Origin of the sequence: Dietzia sp. Die43, from assembly GCF_024519835.1 — a bacterium.
Classification (GTDB): domain Bacteria; phylum Actinomycetota; class Actinomycetes; order Mycobacteriales; family Mycobacteriaceae; genus Dietzia; species Dietzia kunjamensis.
The window spans coordinates 124,431-151,365 of the sequence record NZ_JALJRF010000006.1 but is presented as its reverse complement, the minus strand read 5'-3'; the positions used below and the strand labels follow the sequence as shown (position 1 = coordinate 151,365).

Below are 26,935 nucleotides of genomic sequence, written 5' to 3'. Positions count from 1 at the left end.
ATGACCGCCCCCGACCTCCGGACGCTGACGCCGCAGGTCATCGGCATCCTCATCCGCCGCGGAGCCGACTTCGCCACGGCCGAGGACGCCGTCCAGGAGGCGCTCATCGAGGCACTGCGCGTCTGGCCTGACGACCCACCGCGTGACCCCCACGCCTGGCTGACCGCCGTGGCCTGGCGCAGATTCCTCGACATCGTCCGTTCCGAGGGCGCCCGTCGGCGTCGTGAGCAGCGGGCGGCGGAGGAGCAGGGGCCGGGCTCGTCGTTGTCGCTGTCGTCGTCGTTGCTCGTGCCTCCGGACCCCACCGACGACACCCTCTGGCTCTACTTCCTGTGCGCCCACCCGTCGCTGCCGATGCCGTCGGCGATCGCGCTGACCCTCCGCGCGGTGGGTGGGCTGACCACCCGCCAGATCGCGCGGGCGTTCCTCGTGCCGGAGGCGACCATGGCGCAGCGGATCAGCCGCGCCAAGCGCACCCTCGCCGGCGAGCGCCTCGACCGGCCCGGCGAGGTGGCCACTGTCCTGCGGGTGCTGTACCTGGTGTTCAACGAGGGCTACACCGGCGAGGTCGACCTCGCCGAGGAGGCCCTGCGCCTGACCCGGCAGCTGTCGGCGGCCATCGACCACCCCGAGGTGCGGGGCCTGCTCGCGTTGATGCTGCTGCACCACGCGCGCCGCGCCGCGCGGTTCAGGAGCGGCGGGGCCGGCCGTGACAGCAACGACGACGACGACGGCGACGACGACGAGCTGATCCCCCTCGCCGAGCAGGACCGCACCCGATGGGACGCGCGAGCGATCGCGGAAGGTGTCGCGATCCTGCAGGCAGCGCTCGCACGCGACCAGCTGGGGGAGTACCAGGCGCAGGCCGCGATCGCCGCTCTGCACGCCGACGCCGCGAGCACCGCCGAGACCGACTGGGTCCAGATCGTCGAGTGGTACGACGAGCTGCTCGCCCTGCACGACAATCCCGTGGCGCGGCTGGGGCGGGCCGTCGCGGTGGGCCACGCCGTCGGCCCGCACGCCGGCCTGGCGGCGCTGGTCGATCTGCCGGAGTCGCTGCCCCGCCGCACCGCCGCGCAGGCGTACCTCCACGAACTGGCGGGGGACACCGGCGAGGCCGCCGGGCTGTACGGCCGCGCCGCCACCGAGGCGACGTCGGTGGCCGAGCGCCGGTACCTGGCCCGCAAGGCCGCCGAGCTGCGGCGGGCACACTCCTGAGACCCGTACCGGCGGCCACGTTTCCAGCATGTTTCGAGTCGGCCCAGCCCCTCGCTGTGGGCGACTGCGCGGTCTAAAATTCGCTGGAGAAGGCGAGGTGCCCGCGATGACTCTTCAGAACCGGACGGCGTCACGGAGGTCCGTGTCCGAGGACACCGCGGAGCGTGCCCTGCGGGACCTCGACGACCGACACTTCACCGAGGTCATGCTGCGGGAGTTGAGGCGGCGCAGGACGTTCGCCAGGGTGGCCGACCAGGTCGACGGAGCCCTCCGGGCAGCGCGCTTCCCGATAGGGGATCCGTTCCGGCCGCCCGCCGACCCCGCCGCTGCCGCCCGTCGGGCGATGATCGCCTCCGCAGTGCACAGTGCCGTGCTGCAGGTACCCCACGCCTGCTCCACCGAGGCATGCGAGATCCTCATCGAGCGGGGCGTGGTCCCCGGCTCCACACCCGCGGATGCGCTGCGGACCTTCGCGAGGGACGGCCGGCTCATCGTGCTCCGCGGCGACCGACGCTGGGTCTACCCGCGGTTCCAGCTCGACCACTTCGACCCGCGCGACCCGGACAACATCGTCGCCGTGATCAACCGGATGCTCGACGCCGGCCACTACCCCGAGTCCGCCACCGCGTGGTGGACAGCGCCGGCCGACTCGTTGCCGGACCGCCGCTCACCCACGGGGTTGCTCGGACAGGACCACGCCACCCTGCGGCAGCTCGCAGCGGGGTACGCGGCCGCGGCGGGACTCTGAGGACGGTGACGTGATGGGCGTCGTCGCGTGGGGCTTCACCTGTTCGATCGATGGGTTCATCGCCGGGCCGGGGCACGACATGAGCTGGATGGAGGCCGCCGAGCCGCTCGCCGAGGGCACCGTCGAGCGCATGGCCGCCGACGTCGCGGTGATCATCGCCGGCCGGGACGGGTACGACGCGGCCCGCGCCCAGCGTGACGAGCGAGACGATCTCACCAGCGAGGCGTACGGAGGGGCGTGGTCCGGAACCGAGTTCATCCTCACCCATCGGCCCGAGGAACTGGCGGACGACCCGAGTGTGGTGGCTCTGGACTGCCACATCACCGAGGTGATCAGCCGAGCGCAGGAGATCGCCGGGGACCGGAACATCCAGATCATCAGCGCCGACATCGCCCGGCAGGCACTCGAGCACGACCTCATCGACGAACTGCAGGTGTTCGTGGCGCCGGTGTTCCTGGGCGACGGGATCCGCATTTTCGACGTGCCCGGAGGCAGGCGGATCGTCTGGGAACTCGTGGAGATCTACTCCGACAGCCCCCGCAGCTTCGGCCGGGTATACCGACCCGCAGGGAGAGCCGAGTAGCCGCCGGGGGCGTACGTTGGGCCACACCTGCACGTCCCCGACCGAGGAGATTCCCGAATGTCCGATGCGCTCTACACCGTCGAAGCCCTCTCCACCGGCGGAGGCCGGGACGGGCACGTCGCCACCGCCGACAAGGCCGTGGACCTGGAGATGGCCCCGCCGAAGGAACTCGGCGGCTCGGGCGAGGGCAACAATCCCGAGCAGCTGTTCGCCGCCGGGTTCGCCGCCTGCTTCCACTCCGCCCTGCAGAGCGCGGCGCGGGCGAAGAAGGTCACGATCAACGGCTCGTCCGTGGGCGCGCGGGTGTCACTGGTGCGCTCGGGCGAGGAGAGCATCGACATCGCCGTGGACCTCGAGGTCATCATCCCCGACGTCGAGGCCGAGCAGGCCGACGAACTCGCGAAGCTGGCCCACGAGCTGTGCCCGTACTCGCGGGCCACGCGGGGCAACATCGAGGTGACCGTCTCGGTCGGCGAGGACTGAGGCCCGGCCCCGTCAGTGGGCCGCTCGGGGCGTGGGCTAGGTGAACGGGCTACGAGAGCGTGCGATCCGTCAGCCACCAGGTCACGGCGCGGTTCACCGGCTCGCGCGTGGACCCGTCGCCCAGGCGGGGCACGTCGAACCACACCCGTAGGGGCGGCCCACCGATCGCGGGCACGTCCACGAACTCCAGCGAACGCTGCCTCGAGTCGAAGTCCCACCTGTTGATGGTCGAACACGAGATGACCGGCACGAAACCCGTCGCACAGATCACCTCGGCGCGCGGCTCGAGCGGGGTCAGGACCCTCGTCCCCGGGATCGCCGGGTTCCAGAACGCCGGGTCCTCCGGCCCGAGCACGTCGCTGACGACCTGCGGCATCCCGCGGGGCACCGGAGGCGCCGCGGCGGGCAGTCCCGCGGCGTCCGGATCGGCGGCAGCAGTGGCGGTGCCGAGCGCGCTCACCGCGCCGGCCAGGGCGACCGCGAGGCCGAGACGACGACACGCGAAATGGGGCAGGGGCACGGCAACTCCTGGGTGGGTGAGAGAGGCCCCACGCTAGCAGCGGGGTCGCGCGACCGGTTCGGCCTTCCGCGAGGCGGCGGCGGTTCGCTGAGGGGCTGACTTCGTCGTCGTCGTCGTCGTTCAGGCCGTCGCCTACAGGCCGTCGCGATCGACGCCCGCTCGGCCCCGACCTCGGTAGAAGAACGATGATGGCCGAACTCGGGGCCCGTTCGCTGATAGCGTTTGTTCAGCCGACCGAATCCCCCTTCGGTCCGAGCAGACTCAGGGATCAGCAGGTATGCGCCACAGACTGACCAGATCGACCATCTCCATACTCGCCGGGGTCTGCGTCCTCGCCACCGCCGCGTGCGGTTCCGACGACCCCACGGCGGAGTCGCCCGAGGTGAGAACAGTGAACCCGACCGAGCCGCTCCCGCCCGCCTCGACGATAGCGGGGTCGCAGCCCTTCCTGGCCGTCGACATCGTGCAGGGCCGACAGGCCCGCCCCGTCGACCTACAGGTCGACGGCGGCGAGGACGGCGTCTCGGTGACCTTCCGCGAGATCACGATCGAGCCCGGGGCGAGCACCGGCGAACACTGCCACCACGGATCCCTGATCGCCGTCGTCAAGCAAGGCGAACTCACGCACTACTCCGATCGCCACCCCGGCGGCTCCCGCATCTACCGCGTCGGGGACTCGAACATCGAGGAAGCGGGCTCGATCTACGAGAGCCGGAACCACGGGACGGAGGACGTGGTTCTGATGGCGACCTACGTCACCCCGGTCGGGCAGGAGCTCCTCGAGACGGACCTGACGAAGTGTGAGGCGTGACTGCCCCGCTCGTCGGCTGAGGAGCCAGCGGGGGGTCAGCGGGGGTCAGCGGGGAAGCTGCCCGTCGTCGATCTTGATGACGGTGCCGGTGACCGCCTCCGACGCGTCGGACACCAGGTAGAGCAGCGTCGAATCGATCTGCTCGGGCTGGCCGAGGCGCTGACGGGGGAGCCCGGGCGCGATGTCGCCGACGCGGGCGAGCATGCCGTCGGTCATCTCCGAGGCGAAGACCCCCGGAGCGATCGCGTTGACGTTGATGAACCTGCGCGACCACTCCACGGCGAGGGCCTCCGTCATCCGACTGACCGCGGCTTTGGTGGTCGAGTAGAGAGCCGCTCCGTTGCCGTCGTACTGGTAGGCGCTCATCGACGTGATGTTGACGATCCGGCCCGGCACCCCGGCCTCGATCAGGCGGCGGGCCACGCCGGTCGCCATGAGCCACGGGCCGCGGACATTGGTGTCCAGCACGGCGTCCACCAGCTCCAACGACATCTTGTGCGCACGCTGCGCGTCAGGGATGCCGGCGTTGTTGACGAGGATCTGCGGGAGGCCGATCTGCTCGGTGACTCCGGTGAGGCAATCCTCGATCGAGGCGGGATCGGTGACGTCGAGCCGAACGCCGTGCGCCTTGCCGCCGCTCCGGCCGATGGACTCGACGACCTCCCGGATCCGTTCGGTGCGCCGCCCGGTGACGACGACAGTCGCGCCCGCGCCTGCGAGTACGTGCGCGAATCTGGCACCGAGTCCGGCCGTCGATCCGGTGACGATCGCGACGCGACCCGTGAGGTCGTCAGCAGTCATGGTGGGGTCCTATCGGTCGTGGGCCCGAGAGCGGCCGGGGTAAGGAGAAGCCGGGTCAGGAGAAGAGGTCGGGCAGGCCGTCGGACACCCGATCAGGGAACTCCGGCTCCTTCTTGGCGAGGAACGCGGTGACGCCAGCCCGCACGTCCGCCGACTTCCCACGGGTGTAGATGCCGATCGACTCGGCGCGGTGGGCCACCTCGGGATCGGGCGCGCCGAGCATGCGCCACATCAGCTGGCGGGTCAGCGCGGCCGACACGGGCGACGTGCCGCGCGTCATCTCGCGTGCGACCTCGATGGCGCGCGGGAGGACCTCGTCCGCCGGGAGCACCTCGCTCACCAGTCCTCTCTCCAGAGCTTCGGCGGCGAGGATCGTCTTGCCGCCAACAGCCCATTCGATCGCGGTCGAGATGCCCACGATGCGGGGCAGGAACCACGTCGAGCACGCCTCCGGGACCAGGCCCCGGCGCGTGAACACGAACCCGAACTTGGCGGTGTCCGCGGCGATGCGCACGTCCGTCGGCAGGGTCATGGTCACCCCGACGCCCGCGGCCGACCCGTTGATCGCCGAGATGACCGGCTTGGTCATGCGGAAGATGCGCAGCGCGACCTGACCGCCGGTGTCCGGCGGGGCCTCGCCGGTGTCGGCATCGGGATCAGCCGCGAACGTGTCGCCCCCGCCCGAGATGTCGGCCCCCGCGCAGAACGCCCGGCCCGTGCCGGTGAGGACCACGGCACGCACATCGTCGTCCGCATCGCAGTTGTCCAACGCGGTGATGATGTCCGTCAGGTTCTCGTACGTCGCCGCGTTGAGCTTGGTCGGACGATTGAGCCGGATCACGGCGATCTCGCCGTGGCGATCAAGGATGACCTCGGGCTGGTCGGGCGGGTTCTCGGAAGCCTGATCCGGCGAGGGCTGCATGGTGTCGGACGTTACCTGCCTTGCCGGGGGGTCTGCGACGTTCCGTCGAACCCGCACTTGAGTCCAGCCGAGCAGAGATCACACCTGTGGGAAGGCGACCATCTTTCTCGTCCTCATAATGTGAGATGTACCCGTGTAAATACTGAGCAATTCGGAAGTGATCGGGTGTAAGATCCTTCGAGTACGTTCCAGCGCCGCGTCGAACTGCACTAACGGCGACCCGAGCTCGGCCCCTATTCCAAAGGTTCTCTCATGTCTGACCCCTCATCCCTTACTTCCGGGCCGTCATACCCACCGCAGGCCACGCACCAGTACGGCCAGGCCCCGACTTACCCGGCGCCGCATGTTCAGGCGATGGCTGTGCACTCACACCCCGGTGGCCAGGGCGGCCCTGTCGCCTCGGGCCTGATGTTCAAGAAGCGCAATCCAGTCATGACCTGGCTGGTGTTCCCGCTGATCACCCTCGGTATCTACCAGCTGGTCTGGTACTACAAGATCCACAAGGAGATGGCAGAGTTCGACCGTCGCCGCCAGGTGCCGGTCGCCGGGCCGGCGCTGGTCATGTTCTTCCTCGGTTGGACCGGCATCGCGTTGCTGATCAGCTACTACAACACCGGCCAGCGAATTCAGAACGCCCAGCGGGCGGCGGGACTCGCCCCGACCTGTTCGCCGGCCGTGTCCTGCGTGCTCGCCATCGTCTTCGGACTTAGCACCTTCTACATGCAGTCGGAGCTCAACAAGATTGTCGAGCACTACGGAAGCGCTCCTGAGGGCGCAGTGGTTCCGCTCTTCGTCTGACGCCGTCCGTGTCATCAGCTACACCCGAGCCATACCCGGCTCGGGCGTAGTGGTCTCCAATGAGGCGGGACCCCGAATCCGGGCCGGCACCTGAGCCGGTTCGGAAGGCCTCGACGACGCGGGCGTGCGCGAGAGCTCACCTCGTCGTCGTCGACACCCCGCGAGCCAACTCGCGCCTCATCGACAAGACAGTTCAGCGCACCTGCCTCTCGCAGAACGTGCGCGGAACGCTCTTCGCGACGGTGGGCTGGGTCGCGGGCGTGGGAGGGGCGCGGCGTCAGAGCATCTGGCGGAGCATGTACGGCAGGATGCCGCCGTGCTCGTAGTACGCCTCCTCCGCCGGGGTGTCGATGCGGACCTTCGCCGTGAACTCGACCGCCGAGTCGCCCTCGCCGGCCCGGACCGTCACCTCCTCCGGAACGCTGTCCCGGCCCTCGAGCCCGGTGATGGAGAACAACTCGTCGCCCTTGAGGCCGAGACTCTCGGCGGACTCGCCCTCGGGGAACTGCAGGGGCAGGACACCCATCCCGATGAGGTTCGAGCGGTGGATCCGCTCGTACGACTGCGCGATCACCGCCCGTACCCCCAGCAGGGACGTACCCTTGGCCGCCCAGTCCCGCGACGACCCGGACCCGTACTCGGCCCCGGCGATCACCACCAACGGCACGCCCTCCTCGGCGTAGCGGTTCGAGGCGTCATAGATGCTGGTCTGCTCACCGCTGGGGAAATGGGTGGTGACCCCGCCCTCGGTGCCGGGCGCCAACAGATTCCGCAGCCGGACGTTGGCGAACGTGCCACGGATCATCACCTCGTGATTGCCGCGCCTCGACCCGTACGAATTGAAGTCCGCCGGCTCGACCCCCTGCTGCTGCAGGTACTCGCCCGCGGGCGAACTGGGCTTGATCGCCCCGGCCGGTGAGATGTGGTCCGTGGTCACAGAATCGCCCAGCAGCGCCAGGACGCGGGCGTCGGTGATGTCCCGCATCGGCTCGGGCTCGACCGCCATTCCGTCGAAGTACGGCGGCCGGCGGATGTAGGTGGAGTCCTCGATCCAGTCGAACTTGTCACCCCCCGGCACGTCCATGCCGCGCCAGTTGTCGTCCCCGTCGAAGACGTCGGCGTAGCCCTTGGTGAACATGTCTGCCTCGAGATTGGCGTCCACGACCTCCTTGATCTCCGCCGAGCTGGGCCACACATCACGGAGGTAGACCGGCTCGCCGTCAGAGCCCGTTCCGAGCGGGTCCTCAAGAAGGTTCTTGCGCATCGTTCCGGCCAGCGCATAGGCGATGACCAGCGGCGGGGACGCCAGGAAGTTCATCTTGACCTCGGGGTGGATGCGGCCCTCGAAGTTGCGGTTGCCCGACAGGACCGCGGCGACGTTGAGGTCCTTGTCATTGACCGCCCTGCTCACCGCCGGGGTCAGCGGCCCGGAGTTGCCGATACACGTCGTGCAGCCGTAGCCGACCAGATCGAACCCGAGCTCCGCCAGGTAGGGGGTGAGGCCGGACCGGTCGTAATAGTCGGTGACGACCCGAGACCCGGGGGCCAACGTCGTCTTGACCCACGGCTTGGGCTTCAGACCCCGCTCGACGGCCTTCTTGGCCAGCAGCGCCGCACCGATCATCACCGAGGGGTTGGACGTGTTGGTGCACGAGGTGATCGCCGCGATGACCACGTCCGCGTGGTCGAAGATCACCGGCGACTCGTCACCGTCGATCATGATCTCCGCGGGATCGCTCGGCCACCCGAGCTCGGCGTTGGCGGTCAGCTGCTCCTCGGAGTAGTGGCGGGGAGGCTCGTTCTTCGCCGTACTGGAACCGGGGGAGACCGGATCGCTGGCGGGGAAGGAGTCCGCCGAGGCGTCATCCAGGCTCCCGTCGTCCTTCTCCGACCGGTTCTTCTCCTCGTCGAGATTGCCCAGCACCACGGCCGGCGCATCACCCAGCGCGATGCGGTCCTGCGGCCGCTTGGGTCCGGCGATCGAGGGCACCACCGTCCCCAGGTCCAGCTCGATGATCTCGCTGTACTCGGCAGGGTTGTCCGGGTCGTGCCACAGGCCCTGCTCCTTGGCATAGACCTCGACCAGCTCGATCTGCTGCTCCGACCGACCGGTCAGCCGCAGGTAGTCGAGAGTCTCGTCGTCCACGGGGAAGATGGCGCACGTCGAGCCGAACTCGGGGCTCATGTTGCCCAGTGTCGCCCGGTTGGCCAGCGGGACCGCGGCGACACCGGGGCCGAAGAACTCCACGAACTTGCCCACGACGCCGGTCTGGCGCAGCAGCTCCGCGACTGTGAGGACGAGATCGGTTGCCGTGGTGCCCTCCCGCAACTCGCCGGTCAGCTTGAGCCCGATGACCTGCGGGATCAGCATGCTCATCGGCTGGCCGAGCAACGCGGCCTCCGCCTCGATGCCGCCGACGCCCCAGCCCAGCACGCCGAGACCGTTGACCATCGGCGTGTGGGAGTCGGTACCGACGAGCGTGTCCGGGTAGGCCTGGGTCATACCGTCGGTCCCCTCGCGCGTGAAGACGACCCGGGACAGGTATTCGAGGTTGACCTGGTGGCAGATGCCGGTGTTCGGCGGGACCACCACGAAGTCGGCGAACGACTCCTGCGCCCACCGGAGCAGCTGGTAGCGCTCCTGGTTGCGGCCGAACTCCAGCTCGGCATTGACCTCGAACGCATCTGGGCGGCCGAATACGTCCGCGATGATCGAGTGGTCGATCACGAGCTCGCCGGGGATGAGCGGATTGATCTTCTTGGGGTCGCCGCCGAGGTCGGTGATGGCATCGCGCATCGCGACCAGATCCACCACGCACGGCACCCCGGTGAAGTCCTGCATCAGCACCCGGGCGGGCGTGTACTGGATCTCCCGCTCCGGCGGGGACTGGGGAGTCCACTCCCGCAGTGCCTCGACCTGCTCGGCCGTCACCACTCGGCCGTCCTCGTTGCGCAGGAGATTCTCCAGCAGGACCTTGAGGCTGTAGGGGAGCGGGACCGCGGTGGAGACCTGATCGAGTCGGTAGACCTCGTAGTCCACGCCCCCGACTGCCAGCGAATCCCTCGAACCGAAACTGTTGACACTCATGACCGGCCCTTTCGTAGAGGTGCCGGTGCGGCCCGTGCTAGTGACGAGGATCACCGGCGTTGTTGCCGACCCTACTCCCGAAAGCCGGAAGTTATAAGGCGTCACGCGTACCCGGGCCGGGGCTCGAGAGAGTCCCGCGCACCCGCTTCTCGCGGGGTGTGCGCGGGACGCTCTTCGGCAACGGTCAGCGTGGTGTCGCGGCGGGGGAGTCCTCTGACACGCCGCGCGTCCGCCCGCGACGGAACAGCGGCTCGAGCTGCGTGTCCTCCTCGGCGGTGGCGATACGGAACGGAGGTTCGGCCGGTGTCGGCAGGCTCTGGCGCTCGTGACCACGCGTGGCCCGCAGGCTCGCCACGATCGACACGGTGAGGATGGTCGCGATCACGGCCAGCGAGATGGGGGTCGGAATGTAGAGGACGTCGATCTTGAGCAGCATCTTCGCGCCGACCCACATCAGCACTAGTGCCAGCCCGATCTTGAGGTAGACGAACCGGTGGACCAGATCCGCCAGCAGGAAGTACATCGCGCGCAGGCCCAGGATCGCGAACGCGTTGGCCGTGAAGACCAGGAACACCTCGTCGGTGACCGCGAAGATGGCGGGAATGGAGTCGACGGCGAAGACCACATCGGTCGTCTCGACCAGCACCAGCACAGCCAACAGGGGAGTGGCCATGATCAGCCCGCCCTTACGGACCAGCAGCCGCTGACCGTGGAACGTGTCCGTCATGGGCACCAGCCGGCGGAAGACCGCGAGAATGCGGGACTGGTCCGGGTTGAGGTGCTCGTCGCGCTGGCGGATCATGCGAAAGCCCGTGTACAGCAGGAATGCGGCGAAGATGTACAGGATCCAGGAGAAGTTCTGGATGAGCAGCGCGCCGCCGGCGATGAAGATGCCGCGGAATACCAGCGCGCCCAGGACGCCGAGGAACAGGACCCGGTGCTGGAACTGGGCGGGCACCGCGAAGTGGGCGAAGATGATCGCCCAGACGAAGACGTTGTCCACTGCCAGAGACTTCTCGATGAGATATCCGGCGAAGTACTGCTGGCCGAAGTCCGCGCCCCAGACCGCCCAGACGATCGCGCCGAAGCCGACGCCGAGGGCGATCCAGATGGCAGACCACATCGCGGCTTCCCTGACGCCAATGACATGGGCTTTGCGGTGGGCGAAGAGGTCGATGGCCAGCATCAAGACGATGAAGGCGATGACCGCGAGCCAGAGCCAGAGAGGGGTGTGCATTATCTGGGACCTTTCGATCAGTGGGTGATCGAAGGTCTCTCCCGGCCTGGTCGGCCCGCGCCGCCGGGCCCGAGGGCCGGAATGACGACGACGCGTGTGAGGGATACTCCCCTTCTGGTGCTGCAAGGTTAGCGGCACCGGCAGGGCGGCGCAACGGCGGATTCGTCACCTTGGCTACACCCCTTGCCGGTTCGGCACGCTCCGCGCCCGGCTCAGGCGCGGAGCGCAGGGTCAGGCGACCTCGTCGTCGTCACCCACCGCTTCGCCGTCGCCGTCATCGGCGGGGAGCTCGATGGCCTGCTCGGCAACGTCGGCCGGATTTGCCTCGCGGAAGGGGTCCTCGACGGTCACCTCGGGCTCGTACTCCTCGGGTGCGGTGACTGAATCCGGGCCCGGGGTGTACTCGTCCGGGTCGATACGGTCCTCGGCGATCATCTCGTCCTCCTCCTGGCGCAGGGGCGTGTACCTCCACCTCTAGCAGCCTCCCGCGAGCGGCGCCAGGGGCGGCGGCAACGAATGATCGTCTCGCTGGCATCGTCCCGGGTCGAGAGCCTGTTGTGGTCGATGCTTCGGGGGATCTTGCGGCGTGGAGGGGGCCTGTTGCGACGAGTCCACCTTGCTGGTTGAGGGCTTCTGCGCCAGTCAAGAGGGCTGGGCCTCGGGTGGCGAAATATCCTGATTCAACCCTTGCCTGTTCGAATGTGTGTGCGTATCATAGAACAAAGATTCGATATCAGGTAGCCGGACGGTCAGGGGGTGGAGCACATGGGCGGAAACGCAGACGCCTCGGCCGGTGGCCCGTCCCCGTCCCCGTCCGGTGGCTCGCCCTCGGCCGGTGGTCCGTCCCCGTCCCCGTCCGGTGGCCCCTCCTCGTCCGGTGGTCCGTCCCCGTCTGATGGCGGCGCCGGTTCCGCGGCGCCCTCTTCGTTGTCGGGGTTGCGGGCGGCGGCGCGTGAGGGGTGGATGGGCGAGAATCGTGCGGTGGCGCGCCGGTTCGTGGCCTGTTACGAGTTGTTTGTCGAATGCCAGCGTCGGGAGGAGTCCGGGGCGGGCGGCGGTGAGTGTCGGCCCGGTCATGCCGTGCTCGATCCGATCGATGTCGCGGCCGGGTACGTGGTGTCGGCGATGGCGATCTCGACGGGCCGGGCCGAACGGATGATCACCTTCGCCCTCGATCTGCACCTGCGGTATCCGGCGATCCTGTCCGCGATGGCGCAGGGGCGGCTGGATCTGCAGGCCGCGAATATCCTCGCCTCGCAGATGGCCACCGTCCACGTCGATGTGCTCGAGGCGGTGCAGCGGCAGGTCGTCGAGGAGTATCTCGCCGCGATCGAGGGCGGGGTGCGCCTGGGCGAGAAAGCCATCCGCGGCAACATCGACGCCATCATCGCCCGCTACGACTCGAACGGCATCCGCCTGCGCCGCCAGGAAGCGGCCCGCACCCGCGGGGTGCGACTGCACAAGGGCGTCGACGGCATGTCCAGCGTCTCGGCGATCCTGGCCACCGAGGAAGCGGCCGTCCTGGCCGAGGCCCTCGACCAGCGCGTGAAAGACCACAAGTACGCCGACGCCCAAGCATCTGCCAACACCCAAGCCGACACCGCCAACCCCGGCGCCGGCGGCGCTGGCGGCGCTGGCGGCTCTGGCGAGGTCGAGGATTACTCGATCGCCGAGCGTCGCGCCGACGCCCTGATGTCTCTGGTGTGCGGCGATCCCGCCCCGGCCGGCACCGCGGCCCGCCCCGGCGGGACCGGTGGGGTGGCGTTGCGGCCGAAGGTCACCGTCATCGCCACCGGCAACACCGCCCGCGACGCTGGCGGCGCCCGAGTGGAGTTCACCCGCACCGGCCAGGCCGCCCTGCAGGCCCTGCTCGACATGCTCGCCACCAGCGACGGCGCCACCCTCGAGCCCATCGACCCGCGCATCGGCGCCGCCGACGACGCCCGCGCCGCCCTGAAATACCGGCCCAGCGCCGAACTCGCGCGACGGATCCGGCTGCGCGATGGCACCTGCCGCCACCCCGGCTGCGCGATCCCGGCCGAGGCCTGTGATCTGGACCATGTGGTGCCGTTTGATCACGCCGACCCCCAACGGGGCGGACACACCATCGAGGCCAACCTCGCCGCAATGTGCCGGCGCCATCACCGGTTCAAGACCTTCTCCGACTGGATCTACGACCTGCAGCCCGACGGCACCCTGCTGGTGCGCACCCCGGACGGCACCACCATGCTCACCCGACCCTCCGGCCCGCTGGCCGAGTACCGGCGTGAACATGCCCGCGCCGAAACCGAGGCGTGGACCCGGCAACAACGCCGCAGCCCAAGGCCCACCGGTGACGAGCAGGCCGACGCCGAGCCGACCTTCTGGTCGCGCCGCGCCTCCCGCCACCGCACCGAACGCCGCAAGGCCGAACGCGCCCGCACCTTTGACCCCACCCCACCCGCCCCCGGCACCGGGACGGGCGCCTCCGGGAACGGCACGGTCGCAGAGACCGGCACGGGCACGGACGCCGCCACCCCCGCCAGCGCCACCCCCGAGAGCGCCAGCCGCTGGTGGGCCCGCAACAAACCCCACCACAGCGACATCGAAAAAGGCATCCGCGCCCTACTCCACGAACGCCTCGACGAACTCATCGACCCACCACCGTTCTGACCTGACCGCGCAGTTTGCGGCGCAGTAGCTGGGTGCCGGGCCCTCACCCCTCCAGTCGAGTCACCACGCCGCGGTCGCCGTCCACTCGGACGCGGTCGCCGGTGCGCAGCGTTCGGGTGGCATCGATGGTGTTGACCACGCATGGCAGGCCGTACTCGCGGGCGACCACCGCGCCGTGAGAGACAGAACTGCCGATATCAGTGACCAGCGCCGCGATCACCGTGAAATACGGAGTCCAGCCCACGTCCGTCACGGGCGCGACCAGGATCTCACCGGGCTGCACCTCGCGGGCGTCGACGATCGAGCGGGCCACCCGCACCACGCCCTCCACCGTTCCGCGGCTCGCCGGACGGCCCACGATCTCGCCGCCCGCAGCCTCGCGGGGCGGCCGGGCGATCAACGCAGTCGGCCGGCCCACCGACACGTCCGGGAACTCGAGCGCGTCCTGGAACGCCAGCGCCTTCCGACGCTCGACAGCCTGCGCGACCAGTTCCTCCGGGGAGGCCGACACGCTGCCGTCCGGGCCGTGGCTCCCGAGTCCGCCGGTCACCGGGCCCGGCGCGCCGACGATCCGCGCCAGCTCGGGCCGGTCGAAGAAGAACACCAGATCCGCATCGGGCAGCCGCCCGGACGCCGAGAGCACCTCGCCCAGATGTCGATAACCGCGCTTCAAGGAGTGCGCCATCAGCGCCATCCTGGACTTGGTCTCCTCGCGGCCCCGCGCCCCGGCCCGGGCCCACCGCGCCAGCTGGCGGATCGCGGGTGACTCCGGCTCCGGGACCGCCGCGGTCTCGGACGCCCGCCCACCCCGCTCGAGCGTGGACCGCACCATGACCTGCATGATCGCGCCCAACCCCTCGGGATCGTCGGCCCACGACGCGTCTCGCATACACAGCTCGCGATACCCGCGATGGCCATGGCGTGACAGGAACCGCCGCAGCGCGACGCCCCACCCGTCAGCCGAGGCGAGCACCGCCTCCACCGCCGCGCCGGGATCCGCTCCGAGAAACCGCTCGGCGGCGCCGGAGTCGGCGGCCAACAACCGCACCACGGCGTCGAGTTCGGCCAGCATGAGCGCACTCTCCACATCTGCGGCGCCGGCCATGAGCCGGGAGGCCTCGGCGCGGCCGTTGTCCTCGGTGCCGCCCGCGGCGACGGCCTGCCGCATGAGCACGCTCTCCAGCACGTTGGCCGCGACCGCCGCGCGAGACGAGGACCGCACGTGCGTCAATGTCACTTCGCAGTACAGCCGCATCCCGCCCTCGAGATGTCGCCACACCCGTAGAGGGTCGCAGCCGGTGGGGACCTCGAACGCGCCGATCTGCTCGCCCAGACCCCGCACGGCCGGGCCCGCGGTGAGGGCGAACGTCGACAGGCGAACCGTATTACCGAGTCGCCGCGGGAACGGCTGCGGCGGCTTGGGCACGAGCTCGTCGACCACCCGCCCGCAGATCGACGTGGAGAACTGCTCCAGCGAATTGCCCAGCAGTCCCGAGCTCAGCGCGGTGCCCTCGGTGAGGTTGAGGAACATGTGCCCGGAGAAGTAGCCCACCTGCAGCCACGGTTGCTCGTAACTCGGCTGCGCGCGGGCGACCACCTGCACCGTCTGCATGGCGTGGTCGATCGCGTACCCCGACACCGACGCGGTGAGCGGGCAGTACGCCCCCGGCATCATCTCGCCGATGTTGCAGCGCGTGTACACGTGGTCGCTGCCGGCGAGCGTCGAATCCATCCCGCCCAGGCCCGCGGGCAGCGTGGTGATCGGCCGCGCCTGCAGCCACCACAGCCGCCCGTCCCGGTCGATCGCCCACTCCAGATCCATCGGCCGGTCCCAGTGCCGCTCGGCGGTCAGTGCGCCGGAGCGGATCGCCGCGATGTCCTCGGCGAGGAGCACCGGGCGCTCGCCGACCTCGCGCACCGCCACGGTGCCGGCGGCGTCGAGGACCAGGTGGTCGGGGGAGGCGGTGCCGTCGACCAGCGACTCGCCCAGCCCGGCGATGGCGTCGATCACCATGAGGTCGCGCCGGCCCGTGGCGGGGTCGGCGGTGAACACCACGCCGGCCGCGCGGGCGTCCACCATCTGCTGGACCACCAGGTGCATGGTGGCGGGGAGGTCGGTGGCAGGGGAGTCGGGCCCTGCGCCGCGGTAGGCCGTCGCGCGCCCCGATGCCGCCGACGCCACGCACGTCCGCACCGCCTCGGCCAGCGCCTCGGCCGAGTCCACGCCCAGCACGGTGTCGTACTGCCCGGCGAAGGACTGTTGCGCGCCGTCCTCCCCGGCCGCCGAGGACCGCACCGCGACCGGAGTCGCGTCTGCGTCGGCCATACGCCGGTACCACCGGGCGGCGGTGTCGGCTGGGACGATGGTGTGGTCTGGGACGGTGGTGTCGGACTGAGTGTCGACGACGACGAGGTCGGCTCCCGCGTCCGCGATGACGAACCCCGGCGGCACATCCAGGCCTATTCGGATGAGCTCGGCCAGGCCTGCGGCTTTGCCGCCGTAGCGGTCGTCGGTGACCTGCTCGAACTCGACGGTGTTCACGGCCGACTCGACAACTCGTCGACGATCTGCGCGAGCGCATCGGTGGCGATCGGCCCGGTCTGGTACAGGCACACGCGGTCGCCGACGCCGTCCACGCGGTCGCGGACGTGGGCGGCGACCTCGGCCGGGGAACCGCACGCGGCGATCGTGTGCAGGATCTCGTCGCTGATGAGCGTCGTCATTTCCTGCCACCGCCCCTGCTTGCTCATGGCGTTCAGCTCGGGCTGCAGATCGCCCCAGCCGTGGGCATCCAACACCGGTTTGTAGGCGGGCGTCGAGCCGTAGAACGCCAACAGGCGACGGGTGGACATGTGGTCGTCGTCGTCGCTCTGGTCGTTAGTCACGGCCACGATCACCTCGGGCACCACCTCGAACTCGGCCTCGCTCCGCCCGGCGGCCGCCAGGCCAGCCCGCACGTTCGTCATCGTGTGCTCGTGGAGGAACTTCGTGGTGCCGAACGGCATCACGAGCAGCCCGTCGGCGACCTCGGCCGCCGCGCGCGTCAGTCGCGGGCCGAGCGCACCGAGGTAGATGGGCGGCGGGCCGTACGGGGTGGGCGGCGGCACGAACGTGGGGGTCATGAGGGTGTGGCGGTAGAACTCGCCGCGGAAGTCCAGTCGCTCGCCCGTGGCCCATGTATGGAAGATCGCCCGCAGGGCGCCCACGAGGTCCTTCATCCGCTCGACGGGCCGGTCGAATTCGGTGCCGTAGCGCTTCTCGATCTGCGCCCGGATCTGCGTGCCCAGGCCCAGGACGAACCGTCCCTCGCTGAGCGTCTGCAGGTCGTGCGCCTGGTGCGCGAGCTGGATGGGGTTGCGGGGGAAGGCGATCGCCACGTTGGACATCAGGTCCAGGCCGCCGACCTGCGAGGCCAGCACGAGGGGGGTGAACACGTCGTGCGGGCCCTCGAAGGTGAACACCCCGGACGCGCCCGCCTCCCTGAGCTCCTCCGCCCGCCGGACCGCGTCGGTGGGGCTGAACAGGGCCGTCATGACCTTCATGCCTGCGCCCCCGCGTCTGCGCCGGGCTCGGCGCCGTCGGTCCAGTCCGAGAACCCCGAGGGGTGATGCGGGCCGATCACCCCGTGCTCGAACAGGCCCGCGCCCTCGCGGGTGGTGCCGTCGGCCTCGGTGCACACGGCGTGGCCCACGTGGTCGATGAGACTGAACGCCGCCCCGGCCATGACCTGCGGGTCCGTGAGATCGAAGGTCACGCGGTCGGTGAAACCCTCGCCCTTCCAGCTGCCGTGCGCCCACGTGGAGTCGCCGCCGTAGCCGGAGCCGAACGCGATCGGGGCGTACAGCCGGGACTCCACCTCGAGCCGGATCTGGTCGCCCGCGCGGTTCATGAACTCCACCCGCACGCCGGTCGGGATGCGGGTGCCGGGGGTGTACTCGACCGCCACGCGCACGCCGTCGAGCTGCTCGACCCGGCCGTCGGCCCAGCGGCGGGTGCAGTCGTAGAGGCTGCGGTGGCCGTCCGGGTCCTCCTGCAGGATGAGGAACAGCTGGAAATCATCGAACGCCAGCGGGAGATACAGCCACCACATGCCCCGGAACGCCGTGTCGGGCCTGCCGGCCGGTTCGGCCTCGCCCACCGGGCGGATGCCCCACGAGCGGTCCCGGGCGGCGACCGACGAGGAGTGGGTGACCTCCATCTTGTCGTCGTCGATCTCGATCCACCCCTCCCACGAGCCGACCTGCGCGAACCGGCTGGCCTGGAGCGTCACCCGCCGGTCGGTGAGCATGGAGTGCGGGTCCTCCAGCGCGGCGGGGAACAGGCCGCGCCACGTCAGGTCCGCGGCGATGCCCTCCGTTCGCTCGAGGGTCAGCCGGATCTCCCGCAGTGGCTCGATCACCTCCAGCCGGTACCCGCCGACGTGGGGGTTGAGGCGGTCGTCGTCGATGGCGTCGCTCATCCGCACCGCGGTCTGCGTGTCGCCGCGGCGGACCACGAAGTACGCGTCCTTCACGCCCAGGCGCGGGTAGTAGCCGATTCCGGTGAGCACCATGAAGCGGCCCTCGCGGTCCAGCACGTTGAAGTAGGAGCGGTCGTAGAAGTTGCGGTCCGAGGTGGCCGGCCACGTCAGCGGCGCGGGCGTCTGGTGGATGGGGAACTCGTCGAGCGGGCTCAGGTGCACGGGGCTCTCCCTGGGGTGCTGGGTGGTGGCGTCTCGCGCCGACGGCGGGGAATACGATGTGCGGCGTATCGGAACTAGGGTGAGACCATGACAGCAGACGGCGACAGCGCGCGCGGCGGATCGGCGAAGTCCGCGCCCGGACGGCCGCGCGACGGTCGGATCGACGCCGCGATCATCGCCGCGACCCGTGAGCTCCTCCTCGAGACGGGCTATCCCGCGCTCACGCTGTCCGCCATCGCGGCGCGCGCCGGGACGACCACCGCCGCGCTGTATCGCCGCTGGTCGAGCAAGGCGCAGCTCGTCCACGAGGCGGTGCTCGAGGCCGAGGTGATCCCGGCGTTCGAGCTACCCGACGGCGCGGGCGGTGGGGCTGGTGCCGCTGTCGGGGATCCGCAGGCCGACATCCGCGCGCTGGTCGAGACGGTCCGCGTGCTGTTCGACCGACCCGAGGTGCGCGTCGCGCTGCCCGGCCTCATCGCCGACACCGTGGCCGACGCCGACCTGCACGCCCGGATGATCGCCCGGCTCGCCGGCGACCTGCCCGCGTTCGAATCGCGCTTCGGTCGGGCCCGCCGGAGCGACGACCACCTGCCCGTGCTGGCGGAGGTCGTCGCGGGTGCGGCGATCTTCCGGCTGCTGGTGAGCCCTGCCGCCGCCCTGGACGACCAGTGGGCCGAGGAGCTGACCGCGCTCATCACCGGGCGGTGGCAGGCCGGCGGCTGAGGCGGGAGCCGGTCAGGAACCCGCGATCGCCAGGATGATCCAGACCGGCAGCCACAGTCCGAAGGTCAGCAGCGTGAGGATCAGGTGCAGGGCGTGATTGACGCGCCTGACCTGCCCGCCGTGCACGTACACCGTCTGCTGCATCGGCGGATAACCGAACTGCGGCGGGTAGGGGCCCTGCGGGAACTGGTGCGGCGCCACGTGCAGGTGCTGCGGGATGTACTGATCGGCGTACCCGAACTGCTGGCCGGGGCCATACGGGGCGGCCGGACCGTAGGGCGCGGCGGGCGGCATGCCGTACGGGAACCCACCCTCGTGGGCCAGCGGCCCGGGCGGTCGCGCGTACGGCTGGGCCGGGTGGTGCGGGTTGGCGAAGCGCTGGGGTTCGTAGCGCTGGGGCTCATGCTGCTCGGCGGGCGGGAACTGCGCCGTGGGGAACTGCTCGGTGGGGAATCGCTCGGTTGGGTTGGCCTGCCCCGGCGTCTCGGACCGGTCGAGCCAGTCCTCGGACCACGGCCCGTCCGGTCGCCGCGCGTGCTGCTCGTTCATGCTGGCTCGATTCGAGGGGTCGCTGGCGGGATGGGACGCCCTCCAACATAACCCCCGACACCGTCCCGTCGGCACCGGTGAGGGCCGATCTCAGGGTCGAATCCGGGTCACCCTGAGGGCCGCGGTGTGAATCCGAGGGGCGGCAGTGTGAACCTCGGGAACATTCCGGTCCGCCACCCATCCGGATGGCGGGGGCCTCCGAATCCTGTATAGACGCCCAGACAGGAGATCCATCATGAGCACGGTCCCCGTACGTCGCCGCAGCACGATCACGATGGCCGCCCTCGTCGGACTCGGCCTCACCGCCGCGACCCTCGCGCTGGGGGCAGGCCTGCTGACGATCGGGTCGTCGTTGAACGCCACCGTCGCATCCGCCGAACTCGCCGCCGGAGCCGCACTGATGTCCCGCACCACCTGGATGCTGCCCGCCCTGTTCACCGTCATGGTGTTCGCGGGAATGGTCGTCGCCGTTCACCTGATCGGCGGTCGCAGACGCCCGCAGACCACCGAGGCCCGGATGCGCACCCGCGACAACGAGCCCCACCCCGCCATCCCGTTCGAACTCCGTGCTCCGGACCGGGCCGTCGCCGAGGCCACCCGCGGACTGTTCCGCCACATCGACTCCTGAATCGGATTCCGGGGCGGGGTGACCTCGTCGTCGTCGTACCTTTGTCCGGCGCACCCCGCCGGTGCCACGATGGGCGCATGGCGAAAAAGGACAAGCGGTTCGAGAAGATCCATTCCGAGTCGATGGGGTTCGGCGGGACCGCGGAGATCCTGCGCGACACCCGCACCGGCGTCTGCTACCTGTGGCGCTCGGCCGGTGGGAGCGGGGGCGGGCTCACCGTGCTCGTCGACGCCCAGGGCAAGCCGCTGATCGAGTACGGGCTCTAGGCCGCCGCAGCCGGGGGTGACGCTGCAGGTCAGCCCGCGCACGCCCCGCCGGTGCCGTCGCCGGTGCCTGAGGTCGAGCCGAGATCCGCACCCAGCTTCTCCGCGAGCCCGGTCGGGGTGGGCTGCGGACACGTCGGCACGGTCGCGGGCGCGGTCGCGGACGTCAGCGAGGACCCGCCCGGCGGCGCGGCGGAATGCGCCGTGGTGGTCGCCGAAACGGCCCCGGGTTCAGGGGTCGGGCCGGCGGCGGGGACCCGGATGATCACGGACGCCCAATCGTCGCTGTCGCCGTCGCCGACGCCGCCCCGGTCGTTTCCGGTGGCGCGGGCGCCCTTCGGGTCGCGCTCGGCCTCGGAGTCACCGGCGTTCGGGCCCGGATCGGCGACGGTCGACGACAGGACCCAGGTCTGCGGACCGGGAGTCTGCGGGACGGGGTCGGCGGATGTGGTCGGAACCACCGCAGCCGATCGTTCCAGGCCCAGCGGCACCAGGAAGAACAGGCCGAGGAGGAGCGCCACACCCAGGACGGCCCAGCCGAGCCCCGGAGGGGAGGCCGGGCGCGGAGCGCTTCTTGTGATGCCGTGAGCCGGGGAAGGGGCCTGCCGGGTGGCGGCCTCGTCTCCGACAGGGCGGCGATCTCCGTGTCTGGACCGCCTGAAGCCGACCATCGTGTCTCCCTCGGCAAGGCACCGCCGCGGATCGGCTCTGTGCGACTGCGGGAGACACTCGCCACCCCTTCTCCCAGCAGTACCATCGCCTAGAGTTTGGTAAGCGTTACTTCATGATCTCGGATGACGTGGCCTGCGAACAGGGAGGCTGGAAGTGACCGCCGGTCCAGACGGCTCGCGCGGCTGCCACCCGGGGGCGCTGTTGATCGTGAGCTCAGCCGATCGCGGCGAGCAGATCGGCGCAGGCCTTCTCGCAGCGGCGGCAGGCCCGGGCGCAGTGCTTGCAGTGCTCGTGCATCTCGGCGTGCTGTTCGCAGTCGTCGGCGCAGGCCGCGCAGGCGGTCCGGCACGCCGTCAACTGTGCCTTGACGACGTCGAGGTTGCTGCCGGTCCGGCGGCTCAGCAGGGCGGCGGTGGCGGTGCAGACTTCAGCGCAGTCGAGGTCGGTGCGGATGCAGTCGCGCAGGTCGGCGACGGACTCCTCGGCGAGGCACGCGTCGGCGCACGACGTGCAGGTGGTGGCGCAGGACGCGGCCGCGTCGATGGCCTCGGAGAGCAGGTGCACGTCGAGGCCGTCGGTCGGATTCGGATGGGACGTGATCATCTCGGAAGTGCTCATACCTCCACGCTACTGGTGCCGCCCGGTGGCGCAAGGTCTGAGATCAAGACGATATAGCGCCTGGTGGGGGGCTTGGAGGTGTCCTTCAGGGGCGGGGCGCGGGCCGCGCGAGCCCTCGCGCGAACCCGTCGATCAGGTCGGCCACGTACGTCCCGTGCGCGGGTCCGAACTCCGGGGGATCGCAGGCCCGTGCCGCGAGCTCGGCGGTGAGCATCACGATGAACTGCCGGACCCGGTGGCGGGCCAGGTCCGGGCCGCACGCCGCCGTCGCGGCCGCGACCAGCATCTCCAGCTGATCCTGCAGTGCGGTGTCCGCGACCGGTCCGGTGCTGACCGTCCGGCCCACCTCCGCGAGCGCTCCCAGCTGGCCGATCACCCGGAGCGTCCAGCGGCCCTCGTCGTCGTCCAACAGATCCGCCAACGGGGACACCACCGCCCGCACGATCTCGGCGAGGTCGGGCGGCGACGACGCCCACGTGTGCAGGTCCGCGCGTCGCTCCGCCTCCATTCGCAGGACGCCGCGGTGCAGCACCTCCCCGAGCAGTCCCGCGCGGCCGCCGAAGTGGTAGTTGATCGCCGAGTCGTTGCCCTGGCCGGCATCGGCGACGATGTCGCGGACCCGTGCCGTCCGCCAGCCGTCCGAGGCGAAGCGGCGCAGTCCGGCGAGGTAGAGGGCGTCCCGGGTGGCGGTGGCGCGGGGTGTGGTGGGGCGGGGGGTAGTGGAGCGGGGGGTAGTGGAGCGCGGGGTGGCGGGGCGGGGCACGCGCTCGAGTCTAGAGGCGCCCTTCCCATTGTTTAACAGTCCGTGTTAAATGGCGCCATGATGCAGCAGCCGGCGACGGCCCCCACGTTCAACCCGTTCGACCCCGCGCACCTCGCCGACCCCTACCCGGGCTACCGGCTGCTGCGCGAGACCGATCCGGTGCACCATCACCGCGGCGACGGCACCACCGCCCACCCCGACTTCTGGGCACTGTCCCGCTACGCCGACGTCGACGCCGCGGTGTGCGACCCCGGGACCTTCTCCTCCGCCAGCGGGCTGACCTTCTACCGCGACGAGATCGAGAAGCTGGGGCTGGCCCCGACCATCGTCATGATGGACCCGCCCGAGCACTCCGGGAAGCGGCGGCTGCTGGCCAAGGCGTTCTCCCCGAAGCGCGTCGCCGCCACCGAGCCGCGGATCCGCGACTTCGTCCGTGGGCGGCTGGCGGAGATGGCCGAGAGGTACGACGACGACGAGGTGGTCGATCTCCACCGCGACTTCAGTGCGCAGATCCCGACATTCGTGCTGGCCCACCTGTTCGACCTGCCGACAGCGGACCGCCCGCTGTTCGGCCCGTGGGTCAGTGCGCTGACGACCCTGCAGGAGGAGGGATTCCGCCCGGCCGGTCTCGAGGGCGGGGCGGTGGACGCGGTGGCGGAGATGTTCGCCTACTTCGGTGAACTCGTCGCCGAGCGGAGGGCCCACCCGGGTGACGACCTCATCTCCGCTCTGGCTCAGGCCGAGATCGAGGGCGAGCGGCTGGACGACTGGGACATCCTCGGGTTCTGCTTCGTCATCGTCGCCGGCGGCAACGACACCACCGGCAACCTCATCTCGCACACCGTCGCGCTGCTCGACTCCCATCCGCGGCAGCGGGAGATGCTCGCGGCCGACCCCGGGCTGATCCCCGGCGCGCTCTCGGAGTGCCTGCGCTTCGAGTCGAGCGTGCAGGCGCTCGCGCGGACGACCACCCGCGAGGTGACCGTCGGCGGGACGACGATCCCGGCGGGGGAGAAGGTGATGATGCTCTACGGCTCGGCCAACCGCGACGAGCGCGAGTTCGGTCCGACCGCCGGGCAGCTCGACATCACGCGCGAGATCAGCGGGCACCTCGGGTTCGCCCGCGGCCCGCACTTCTGCATCGGCTCGCACTTCGCGCGGCTGCAGGCCCGAATCGCGGTGGAGGAACTCTACGCCGCGCACCCGACGGTCGGGGTCGACCGGGACTCGGCGGTACGGGCGCTCTCGCCGTTCACCCGAGGGTTCGTCTCTCTACCCGCGACGGGCCTGGCCTGACCTGACCTAACCTACGGCTGGGCATCAGTCGTGTTCGGGGCGCCTCCGATTGCGCTTGATCTCGGCCCGGCGGCGTTCATGCTGGACACGTCGCCGCTGCGAACCGCGGGTGGGTCGGGTCGCACGCCTGGCGGCCGGCGGCGCCACCGCTTCGCGCAACAGCTCCTCGAGGCGCCGGCGTGCCGTCGCCCGGTTGCGCCGCTGCGACCTGTTCTCCTCGGCGCTGACGGTGAGGACCGTGCCGGACAGTTTCGGGGCGAGGGTGCGCAGGGCCCGTTCGCGCTGGACCTCGTCCAACGCCGTCGTGGTGCCCAGGTCGATGCTCAGCTGCACGCGCGAATCGGCGGTATTGACGTGCTGGCCGCCGGGGCCCGACGACCTCGAGAAGCGCTCGACCAGGTCTCCCGCCGGCACCGTGAGGCCACGGGGCGCGCCGGGCCCCGGAGTCACGCGCAGGCCGTCCACGGAGCCAGTATCCCGCACCGACGAGCGCGGCCGGGAACCCGACAGCAGTCCGGACGTCAGTCGAGCTGCTCCTGCGGCAACTCGGCATCCGTGCCCGCCGCCCGGCGCTCGTCGACCAGACGGGGCTCGACCCGCTGTGAGGGATGGAACCCGGCCTTGTCCGCGTAGAAGGCACGGATCCTGTCCATGTCCGCGGCCACGTCGCCGGTCAGATCGATCGTCGGGCCGAGCCCGGTCGTCATGGTGCTGCGATCGACGTAGCCCAGCGTCACCGGCATGCCGGTTTCGCGGGCGATCCGGTAGAAACCCGACTTCCAGTGCGTGTGCCCGCCGCGGGTGCCGTCCGGGGCGACGACCAGGCCGAACGTCTCGCCCGCGTGGACCTGCCCGACCATGTCCTCGACGACCCGGGCGGGGTTCGCCCGATCGACCGGAACCCCACCGAGCGCCCGCATGATCGGCCGGCGCCACCCGGTGAAGAGGCTGGCCTTGCCGAGCCAGTGCATGTCGATGCCCAGTCGCCAGGCGATGCCGAGCATGAACACGAAATCCCAGTTGGACGTGTGCGGTGCGCCCAAGAGCACCGTGGGTCGATCCGGAGCCGGTCGGGTCGACAACTCCCAACGGCTGAAGAACCAGAAGGCGCGGGAGACGAGGCGGCGGATCACCCCGTCACCCTAGGCCACCGCCGGGTGCGGCGGAGGGGGTCGAGGCCGGACGGGAAATCGACACACAATCGACGCAGTTACACTGCGAATATAACAATATAGTCATCTTTACGACGGCATCGTCGATCCAGACGAGTGTCGTGACACCTACTCCTGAGGAACCGCTATGGGTGCTCCGCAACCCGCTCCGTCCCACTCCGATCCGAACCCCGGCTCGACGGCCCCGCCCAGATCCGGGCAGGGGACCCGTCCACTCAACTGGATCATGCTCGTCGCCGGGGTGCTGCTCACGGCGCTGGGCCTGACGCTGAGCGCTGCGGGCATCTTTCTCGCCGTCGCCGAGGCCTCGCAGCGGGACGGGCGGTATGCGTACACCGAGACCGAGCAGTTCCGCTCGGTCGGCAACGCGATCATCACGGCCCCGTTCACCCTCAACCTGGACGAGGACCAGGCTGCCTCCTCGGGTGCGTTCGATCTCGAGGACCTGATCAGCGTCCGGGTCCGCGCCACTCCTGTCGTCCCGGGACAACGGGTGTTCCTCGGCATGGCGCCCGCCGATGCCGTCGACGAGTATCTCCGGGATGTGCCCCACGCCGTGTTCGGCACCGACCCGTGGGCCGACGGCTATGGCATGGACGCCTCGGACTGGACCGGCCGATCAGGCTCGAATGACGACGTCGACGAGGTCCCCGGGACGCGAGTGCCGGGCCCTCCCGCCGACGAGCGGTTCTGGGAGCGCTCTGTTACCGGCTCCACCCAGCAGACCCTCAATGTGGATTTGCAGTCCGGGAACTGGGTGATCGTCGTGATGAACAGCGACGGCAACCGCCCGGTGTGGGTGGACGTGCAGGCGGGGGCCCACACCGAATTGTTCGGATTCGCGAACCCGGCCACGCTGATCGCCGGGATCGTCGGTCTGGTGCTGGGGATCCCGCTGATCCTGCTCGGCGCCGCCGGGCTGGGGCGCGACGTCGAACGCCGAACCGCGGGCGTCCCGGGCGCTGATGTCACGGGCCGGTTGACCGGCCCCGATCCGCTGCGGCTGACCGGCCATCTGGATCCGGGCGTCTCCCGCGCACTGTGGCTGATCAAGTGGGCGCTGGCCATTCCGCACTACATCGTGCTGGCGGTCCTGGGCTTCGCCGCGGTCGTGGTCACGGTGGCCGCGGGCCTGGCGATCCTGTTCACCGGCCGCTACCCGCGCTCGTGGTTCTCCTTCATCGTGGGCGCGATGCGGTGGCACTGGCGGGTCGGCTTCTACGCCTACGCCGCCCTGGGCACCGACCGGTACCCGCCCTTCGCGCTGGGCCGGGCGGACTACCCCGCCGATCTGGACGTCGTCTACCCCGAACGTCTGTCGCGGGGTCTCGTGCTGGTCAAGTGGTGGCTACTGGTGATCCCGCACCTGCTGATCGTCGGCATCATCACCGGCAGTGGCGCGGCGGCGGTCGACGCCTCGACCGACAACGACGGCATCAGCGTCGGCTTCACCCTGCTGGGACTCCTGGTGCTGATCGCCGCGATCGGCCTGCTGTTCACCGGGCGCTACCTGCCGGGCCTGTTCGTTCTGAACGTCGGCCTCAACCGCTGGGTCTACCGGGTCGCGTCGTACGTTCTGCTGCTGCGCGACGAGTACCCGCCGTTCCGCCTCGACCAGGGGCCGACCGAACCGGCACCCGCCGCCGAGCACGCCACACCCGCCGAGTACGCCACACCCGACGGGCCTGCCGACCGCTGAGGGGCCGGG

27 protein-coding genes are annotated in these 26,935 nt (G+C 70.3%); 12 read left to right on the top strand and 15 right to left on the bottom strand.

Annotated features, from left to right (window positions below):
- The 4 genes from NR111_RS06995 (at position 1) to NR111_RS06980 (ending at position 3,032) form a co-directional block, all read left to right on the top strand.
- Entirely contained in the window at positions 1-1,218 is a 1,218-nt protein-coding gene (locus tag NR111_RS06995; protein WP_256820381.1) for an RNA polymerase sigma factor, read from the top strand.
- 142 nt (positions 1,219-1,360) lie between these two features.
- A complete protein-coding gene (locus tag NR111_RS06990; RefSeq protein ID WP_167507222.1) occupies positions 1,361-1,966 on the top strand; it encodes a hypothetical protein in 606 nt (201 codons plus the stop codon).
- A gap of 13 nt (positions 1,967-1,979) precedes the next feature.
- Positions 1,980-2,549 (top strand): dihydrofolate reductase family protein, encoded by a 570-nt coding sequence (locus NR111_RS06985; protein WP_154829987.1) that lies wholly within the window; start codon positions 1,980-1,982, stop codon positions 2,547-2,549.
- Positions 2,550-2,606: 57 nt separating this feature from the next.
- Positions 2,607-3,032 carry an organic hydroperoxide resistance protein gene (locus NR111_RS06980; RefSeq protein ID WP_069390463.1) on the top strand — a complete coding sequence of 142 codons (426 nt, stop codon included), beginning with the start codon at positions 2,607-2,609 and terminating at the stop codon, positions 3,030-3,032.
- Between the two features lie 49 nt (positions 3,033-3,081).
- Here NR111_RS06980 and NR111_RS06975 read toward each other — a convergent pair whose 3' ends face one another.
- On the bottom strand, positions 3,082-3,552 hold the full coding sequence (locus NR111_RS06975) for a hypothetical protein (RefSeq protein WP_256820380.1): 471 nt from the start codon (positions 3,550-3,552) through the stop codon (positions 3,082-3,084).
- A 277-nt stretch (positions 3,553-3,829) separates the two neighbouring features.
- Between NR111_RS06975 and NR111_RS06970 the strand changes: the two genes are divergently transcribed.
- A complete protein-coding gene (locus NR111_RS06970; RefSeq protein ID WP_256820379.1) occupies positions 3,830-4,363 on the top strand; it encodes a cupin domain-containing protein in 534 nt (177 codons plus the stop codon).
- Between the two features lie 45 nt (positions 4,364-4,408).
- Here NR111_RS06970 and NR111_RS06965 read toward each other — a convergent pair whose 3' ends face one another.
- Together NR111_RS06965 and NR111_RS06960 are read right to left on the bottom strand one after the other, a co-directional pair.
- Positions 4,409-5,164 (bottom strand): SDR family NAD(P)-dependent oxidoreductase, encoded by a 756-nt coding sequence (locus NR111_RS06965; protein WP_256820378.1) that lies wholly within the window; start codon positions 5,162-5,164, stop codon positions 4,409-4,411.
- A gap of 55 nt (positions 5,165-5,219) precedes the next feature.
- Entirely contained in the window at positions 5,220-6,086 is an 867-nt protein-coding gene (locus tag NR111_RS06960; RefSeq protein ID WP_256820377.1) for an enoyl-CoA hydratase-related protein, read from the bottom strand.
- A 354-nt stretch (positions 6,087-6,440) separates the two neighbouring features.
- On the opposite strand from NR111_RS06960, the gene NR111_RS06955 reads away from it, so the two are divergent.
- Entirely contained in the window at positions 6,441-6,884 is a 444-nt protein-coding gene (locus tag NR111_RS06955) for a DUF4234 domain-containing protein (protein ID WP_256820376.1), read from the top strand.
- A 277-nt stretch (positions 6,885-7,161) separates the two neighbouring features.
- Here the strand turns inward: NR111_RS06955 and NR111_RS06950 are convergent, their stop codons facing one another.
- The 3 genes from NR111_RS06950 to NR111_RS06940 all read right to left on the bottom strand — a co-directional run bounded on the left by NR111_RS06950 (position 7,162) and on the right by NR111_RS06940 (position 11,644).
- Complete coding sequence (locus tag NR111_RS06950) at positions 7,162-9,972, bottom strand: aconitate hydratase (RefSeq protein ID WP_256820375.1); 2,811 nt, start codon at positions 9,970-9,972, stop codon at positions 7,162-7,164.
- 184 nt (positions 9,973-10,156) lie between these two features.
- Positions 10,157-11,209 (bottom strand): TerC family protein, encoded by a 1,053-nt coding sequence (locus NR111_RS06945; RefSeq protein WP_256820374.1) that lies wholly within the window; start codon positions 11,207-11,209, stop codon positions 10,157-10,159.
- A gap of 231 nt (positions 11,210-11,440) precedes the next feature.
- Positions 11,441-11,644 carry a hypothetical protein gene (locus NR111_RS06940; RefSeq protein WP_067716139.1) on the bottom strand — a complete coding sequence of 68 codons (204 nt, stop codon included), beginning with the start codon at positions 11,642-11,644 and terminating at the stop codon, positions 11,441-11,443.
- Positions 11,645-12,172: 528 nt separating this feature from the next.
- Here NR111_RS06940 and NR111_RS06935 point away from each other — a divergent pair.
- Positions 12,173-13,861 (top strand): HNH endonuclease signature motif containing protein, encoded by a 1,689-nt coding sequence (locus NR111_RS06935; RefSeq protein WP_256820373.1) that lies wholly within the window; start codon positions 12,173-12,175, stop codon positions 13,859-13,861.
- Positions 13,862-13,904: 43 nt separating this feature from the next.
- On the opposite strand, the gene NR111_RS06930 is transcribed toward NR111_RS06935, so the two are convergent.
- From NR111_RS06930 to NR111_RS06920, 3 genes are read right to left on the bottom strand one after another with little or no spacing between them, the layout of a single operon-like run.
- The gene (locus tag NR111_RS06930; RefSeq protein WP_256820372.1) at positions 13,905-16,403 is read right to left on the bottom strand and encodes a PEP/pyruvate-binding domain-containing protein; all 2,499 of its coding nucleotides are present in this window, start codon (positions 16,401-16,403) and stop codon (positions 13,905-13,907) included.
- Positions 16,400-17,404: a TIGR03617 family F420-dependent LLM class oxidoreductase gene (locus NR111_RS06925; RefSeq protein WP_256820371.1), complete on the bottom strand. Its 1,005-nt coding sequence runs from the start codon at positions 17,402-17,404 to the stop codon at positions 16,400-16,402. Before NR111_RS06925 ends, NR111_RS06930 begins: the two co-directional genes overlap by 4 nt.
- The gene (locus tag NR111_RS06920) at positions 17,401-18,543 is read right to left on the bottom strand and encodes a hypothetical protein (protein WP_256820370.1); all 1,143 of its coding nucleotides are present in this window, start codon (positions 18,541-18,543) and stop codon (positions 17,401-17,403) included. The genes NR111_RS06925 and NR111_RS06920 overlap by 4 nt, the downstream gene beginning before the upstream one ends.
- A gap of 87 nt (positions 18,544-18,630) precedes the next feature.
- On the opposite strand from NR111_RS06920, the gene NR111_RS06915 reads away from it, so the two are divergent.
- Positions 18,631-19,266, top strand: a complete 636-nt coding sequence (locus tag NR111_RS06915; protein WP_256820369.1) for a TetR/AcrR family transcriptional regulator — start codon at positions 18,631-18,633, stop codon at positions 19,264-19,266.
- Between the two features lie 12 nt (positions 19,267-19,278).
- Here NR111_RS06915 and NR111_RS06910 read toward each other — a convergent pair whose 3' ends face one another.
- The gene (locus NR111_RS06910) at positions 19,279-19,815 is read right to left on the bottom strand and encodes a hypothetical protein (protein WP_256820368.1); all 537 of its coding nucleotides are present in this window, start codon (positions 19,813-19,815) and stop codon (positions 19,279-19,281) included.
- Positions 19,816-20,050: 235 nt separating this feature from the next.
- Between NR111_RS06910 and NR111_RS06905 the strand changes: the two genes are divergently transcribed.
- Positions 20,051-20,443 carry a hypothetical protein gene (locus tag NR111_RS06905; RefSeq protein WP_256820366.1) on the top strand — a complete coding sequence of 131 codons (393 nt, stop codon included), beginning with the start codon at positions 20,051-20,053 and terminating at the stop codon, positions 20,441-20,443.
- Positions 20,444-20,520: 77 nt separating this feature from the next.
- On the top strand, positions 20,521-20,709 hold the full coding sequence (locus tag NR111_RS06900; protein ID WP_067716403.1) for a DUF6440 family protein: 189 nt from the start codon (positions 20,521-20,523) through the stop codon (positions 20,707-20,709).
- A 29-nt stretch (positions 20,710-20,738) separates the two neighbouring features.
- On the opposite strand, the gene NR111_RS06895 is transcribed toward NR111_RS06900, so the two are convergent.
- The 3 genes from NR111_RS06895 to NR111_RS06885 form a co-directional block, all read right to left on the bottom strand.
- On the bottom strand, positions 20,739-21,227 hold the full coding sequence (locus NR111_RS06895; RefSeq protein ID WP_256820365.1) for a hypothetical protein: 489 nt from the start codon (positions 21,225-21,227) through the stop codon (positions 20,739-20,741).
- 364 nt (positions 21,228-21,591) lie between these two features.
- Entirely contained in the window at positions 21,592-21,996 is a 405-nt protein-coding gene (locus NR111_RS06890; RefSeq protein ID WP_256820364.1) for a four-helix bundle copper-binding protein, read from the bottom strand.
- An 85-nt stretch (positions 21,997-22,081) separates the two neighbouring features.
- Positions 22,082-22,759, bottom strand: coding sequence for a TetR/AcrR family transcriptional regulator (locus NR111_RS06885; protein WP_256820363.1), 678 nt, complete (start codon positions 22,757-22,759; stop codon positions 22,082-22,084).
- A 57-nt stretch (positions 22,760-22,816) separates the two neighbouring features.
- Here NR111_RS06885 and NR111_RS06880 point away from each other — a divergent pair, with 57 nt between their 5' ends.
- Positions 22,817-24,055, top strand: coding sequence for a cytochrome P450 (locus NR111_RS06880; RefSeq protein ID WP_256820362.1), 1,239 nt, complete (start codon positions 22,817-22,819; stop codon positions 24,053-24,055).
- 24 nt (positions 24,056-24,079) lie between these two features.
- On the opposite strand, the gene arfB is transcribed toward NR111_RS06880, so the two are convergent.
- Positions 24,080-24,520 (bottom strand): alternative ribosome rescue aminoacyl-tRNA hydrolase ArfB, encoded by a 441-nt coding sequence (gene arfB, locus NR111_RS06875; RefSeq protein ID WP_256820361.1) that lies wholly within the window; start codon positions 24,518-24,520, stop codon positions 24,080-24,082.
- A gap of 56 nt (positions 24,521-24,576) precedes the next feature.
- The gene (locus NR111_RS06870; protein WP_096906941.1) at positions 24,577-25,188 is read right to left on the bottom strand and encodes a 1-acyl-sn-glycerol-3-phosphate acyltransferase; all 612 of its coding nucleotides are present in this window, start codon (positions 25,186-25,188) and stop codon (positions 24,577-24,579) included.
- Positions 25,189-25,354: 166 nt separating this feature from the next.
- Between NR111_RS06870 and NR111_RS06865 the strand changes: the two genes are divergently transcribed.
- Positions 25,355-26,926, top strand: coding sequence for a DUF4389 domain-containing protein (locus tag NR111_RS06865; protein ID WP_254050625.1), 1,572 nt, complete (start codon positions 25,355-25,357; stop codon positions 26,924-26,926).
- Positions 26,927-26,935 lie beyond the last annotated feature (9 nt).